This window comes from Paraburkholderia sp. SIMBA_030, from assembly GCF_046535245.1.
Classification (GTDB): Bacteria; Pseudomonadota; Gammaproteobacteria; order Burkholderiales; family Burkholderiaceae; genus Paraburkholderia.
Map to the genome: position 1 here is coordinate 1 of NZ_JAWRXB010001868.1, position 228 is coordinate 228.

1 pseudogene is annotated in these 228 nt (G+C 39.9%); it reads left to right on the top strand.

Features of this window, described 5'->3' with window-relative positions:
- Positions 1-63 precede the first annotated feature (63 nt).
- Positions 64-228: pseudogene (locus SB772_RS46465) on the top strand (DNA-binding response regulator); the annotation flags it as partial.

Below are 228 nucleotides of genomic sequence, written 5' to 3' on the forward strand. Positions count from 1 at the left end.
GTCAATGTTGTCACCTGTGCTGGTTAGAACGTTAAACAATCATGACCGTATTGAGGAATCACAATGAAAGTACTGCTGGTAGAAGATGAATTGAAGCTTGGCGAGTATATAAAAAAAGGCTTAACCGAAGCTGGGTTTATCGTGGATCATCAGCTAACAGGATTAGATGGCTATCATGCATTGATGACTGAAGAATTTAGCGTGATATTGATGGATGTGATGCTACCT